The sequence below is a fragment of the Candidatus Clostridium radicumherbarum genome, assembly GCF_045310525.1.
Taxonomy (GTDB): Bacteria; Bacillota; Clostridia; order Clostridiales; family Clostridiaceae; genus Clostridium_AT; species Clostridium_AT radicumherbarum.
In genome coordinates this window covers 1-4,026 of the sequence record NZ_JBJHZY010000011.1, presented here as the reverse complement: position 1 = coordinate 4,026, position 4,026 = coordinate 1, and the positions used below count along the sequence as shown (strand labels likewise).

Annotated in this window: 3 protein-coding genes and 1 tRNA gene; 3 read left to right on the top strand and 1 reads right to left on the bottom strand. The window is 30.1% G+C overall.

Features of this window, described 5'->3' with window-relative positions; genetic code table 11:
• Window positions 1-75: 75 nt before the first annotated feature.
• Window positions 76-151 (top strand) — tRNA-Phe (locus ACJDUH_RS19645).
• Window positions 152-263: 112 nt separating this feature from the next.
• Window positions 264-2,156, top strand: a complete 1,893-nt coding sequence (locus ACJDUH_RS19640) for a cell wall-binding repeat-containing protein (RefSeq protein ID WP_406766931.1) — start codon at window positions 264-266, stop codon at window positions 2,154-2,156.
• Window positions 2,157-2,178: 22 nt separating this feature from the next.
• Here the strand turns inward: ACJDUH_RS19640 and bcp are convergent, their stop codons facing one another.
• A complete protein-coding gene (gene bcp, locus ACJDUH_RS19635) occupies window positions 2,179-2,649 on the bottom strand; it encodes a thioredoxin-dependent thiol peroxidase (protein ID WP_406766930.1) in 471 nt (156 codons plus the stop codon).
• Window positions 2,650-2,877: 228 nt separating this feature from the next.
• On the opposite strand from bcp, the gene ACJDUH_RS19630 reads away from it, so the two are divergent.
• Window positions 2,878-3,621: a peptidylprolyl isomerase gene (locus tag ACJDUH_RS19630; RefSeq protein ID WP_406766929.1), complete on the top strand. Its 744-nt coding sequence runs from the start codon at window positions 2,878-2,880 to the stop codon at window positions 3,619-3,621.
• Window positions 3,622-4,026 lie beyond the last annotated feature (405 nt).

Here is a 4,026-nt window from a genome sequence, read left to right as displayed (position 1 = left end):
TGGTTAAGCTTCTCAGCGCCGATGGTACTGCTTGGGCGACTAAGTGGCAGAGTAGGACGTTGCTAGGTTATATATGGCTAGATAGCTCAGTCGGTAGAGCAGAGGACTGAAAATCCTCGTGTCCCTGGTTCGATTCCTGGTCTGGCCACCAAAAGCCTTATAGTGTAAACTATAAGGCTTTTTTTATAATTTTATGAAATAATTACAAAAAGTGTTATAATGTAAATTACAGGATAAATATTTAAGGACAAGAGGTAATAAAATTGGGGGAAAAATCATATGGGGTGTTAACCACACTATTAGTAGTAATTATACTAAGCTGTGTATATGGTCATAATGTATATGCACAAACAGATAATGATAAACAGATTCAGGTTACAAGACTAGCAGGAAAAGATAGATATGAAACTGCTACAATTATATCGAAGTTTGGCTGGAAACAAACTTGTGATAATGCAATACTTGTAACAGGAGAAGATTATCCGGATGCTCTATGTTCAGTTCCATTAGCGGCAAAACTTAAGGCGCCTATTTTATTAACTGAAAGGAATAATTTAAATAGTAATACGTTAAATGAAATAAGGAGGCTTAATGTAAAAAAAGTTTTCATTATAGGTGGGACAGGGGTTATAACAGAAAAAGTTGAGAAGACTATAAGAAGCTTAAATCTTGAAACTGAAAGGCTAGCCGGTACAGATAGATATGAAACTTGTGTTAAGATAGCTGAGAAAATGGGACAACCTACTGAGGCGTTTATTACAACAGGTGAGGATTTCCCTGATGCATTATCAGCTGCACCAGTTGCGTCAGTAAAAAATGTACCTATATTACTAACATCTAAGAAGATATGGCCTGCGAGTATAAAAGCTTATTTAAATAAAACAAACATAAAAAATACATATGTAATTGGTGGACAGGCTGTTATTGACAATTATGCTACAACTGATTTACTTAACAGTATAAGAATATATGGTAGCGATAGATATGAAACGAATAATAAGATTATTAATAAATTTTATGAAAGCTTAAACTTAAAGACTATATATCTTGCTACAGGTGAAAATTTTCCTGATGCTTTATCTGGGGCTGCATTGGCACAAATATCATCTTCTCCAATAGTTTTAACTCCTAGAAAAGCTAATGGCATTGTAAGGGATCTGCTGGATTCTCATAAGTTTTTGATAACTAATATAAATCTACTTGGAGGAGAACAGATAGTATCTAATGATTCTGTAAGCATGGATCCATATTCACAAATAAAAAATGCAAAAGTATTTCTAAATATATCAACCTATGATGGCAGTAATCAAAGTGTACACCCCAAGGTTTTATATTTCTCTAATGGCTGGAATGGATGGAAGTATTGGATGGTATATACGCCATATCCCAACGGTAACGACATGTTCGAAAATCCTTCAGTGACTTGTTCTAATGATGGAGTAAATTGGATAGCTCCTAAGACTTTAATCAACCCATTAGTAGATGCTCCATTAGAAAAGGGGGAGCATAACAGTGATCCACACTTAGTTTATAATTATGATACACAAGAATTAGAGTTATGGTATAGATATACTTATTTTGATAATGAAGATAGGATATACCGTATAACCACTAAGAATGGGTCAAATTGGACTAAGCCTGAATTAGTATTAACATTTGAAAATCAGGAACATTGTTATAGTCCTGTTGTGCTGTATGAAAATAAAGAGTATAAGCTTTTTTATGTAAATGAGAAGTATGAGATTATTTCCAAAAAGAGCATAGATGCAAAATCTTGGTATGGTGATACAAATGTTAACTTAAAAATGCAAGATCCATATTTGCCTTGGCATTTAGATATAGTTCATACTGACATAGGTTATGAAGCTGTAGTAACTGCTTTTAAAGATGGAGAGCGGAGATTAAATAATATGCAACTAATATGGGCAGTATCTGAGGATGGAATAAATTATAATAATTCTCAGACTATATTAATGCCTTCTTATTCAAATACTGCATGGGACAATAAGCAAATTTATCGTAGTACTTTTGTTAAAGTAGATGGTGTATACAAGCTGTTTTACTCAGCCATGGACAAAAATATAAAATGGCATATTGGATTGAGCCAAGGTTACAATTTACAAGATTTATGTGGATATTCATTAATGAATAATTAAAGGAGTACTTTTTAGTACTCCTTTAATTTATTAGTTCTTTTATAATATTTTCTACATGTTCATTAACTTTAACTTTCCTAAAGATCTTTTTAATTATTCCTTGTTCATCTATAATAAATGTACTTCTTTCAATACCAATGGTTTTCTTGCCATACATATTTTTTTCTTTTATAACATCATATATTTTGCATACATTTTCATCTTCATCTGAGAGTAAAGTAAAAGCCAATGAATACTTATTGCAAAATTTTTTATGAGAAGATAAAGAATCTCTGCTTATTCCTAAGACCACAGCATTAAGTTCCTTAATCTTTTCAATATTATCGCTAAAATCATTAGCTTCTATAGTACATCCTGGAGTATTATCTTTAGGATAAAAATAAACAATAACCTTCTTTCCTAAATAATCGCTTAGACTATGTTCTTTATCGTCAGAGCCCATTAATTTAAAGTCAGGTGCCTTTATTCCCTCTTTTAATTGATTTATACTCATATAAAATCCTCCTATATTGAATAATATTTGTAGAAGCAAAGCCAAAGCTCTTCTAATTAATATTGATTATTTGTTACATATAATTATACATTAACTCTAATTTTAAGTAAAGCATTATTAGAGGCTAATACTTAATACCATAATAAAATAATGGTATTTTCATATAGATATGGTATATGATATTATTAATAAGTAAAATTATTAAATATCATCTATAAGGAGAATAAAATGGAACAAAAAATTATTGCTATGGTAAATGGAAAAGAAATAACAGAAAATGATTTAAATAATGCTATTTTAAGATTTCCAAAGGACAGGCAAGGCTACCTTTCAACAGAAGAAGGCAAAAAACAACTTTTAGATCAGCTAATTTCTTTTGAATTAATTTATAGCTATGCACTAGATAATGAAATTCAAAAGGATGAAAGTTATTTAATAAATCTTGAAGCTGCAAAAAAAGAGCTGCTAACACAAACTGCTATTAGACATATTTTAAAAGATGTAAAAGTTACCGATGAAGAAGTAAAGAATTACTATGAGGCTAATAAAAATTATTTTATGAATGAGGAAGTAGTAAGTGCAAGGCATATATTAGTTGATTCATTAGAGCTTGCTAACGAAATAAAAAATAAAGTTGATGATGGATTAAATTTTGAAATGGCTGCAATGCAATACTCAACTTGTCCTTCAAAAGAACAGGGAGGAAATTTGGGTCAATTTACAAGAGGAAGAATGGTACCTGAATTTGAAAATGCTGCCTTTGAATTAGCAGTTGGGCAGATAAGCGATCCTGTTAAAACACAATTTGGATATCATATTATAAAAGTTGATGAAAAAGTTTCTGGAACTGCAAAGCCGTTAGAAGAAGTTTTTGATATTATAAAGAATGAAATTTTAAGTGAAAGAGAAAGCTTTAAATATATGCAGTTTACTCAAGGACTTAAAAATGTATATAGTATAGAACTAAAATAAAATATATTTTAAAATAAGGGCAGCAGCAAATAGAAATGAATGATAGTCTATTTTGATGTTGCCCATTTTTCAATATAATACGTTCTAAAACTGTCCCTAGTGTATCCATATGCTTATAATGGCGAAATATTTAGCATCATAAAGAATAATAAAGTTAATTAGTAAAGAAAGTATATTGATAATTTGTTATCAATATAATATGCTGATATTATAATCCATGTTGCTTGAGAGTAATAAAACTCAAAACGACAAATTATAAATTGTTGTTGACAAGTATCGACATGTATTATATAATAGAGCATGTCATCAAAATATGTTATACAACAAGTTGGTCTTTGAAAATTAAACAGATATATAACAAGGTAAAAACCAGCAATTCTTTTATTTAATTAAAGTAAGCGAATG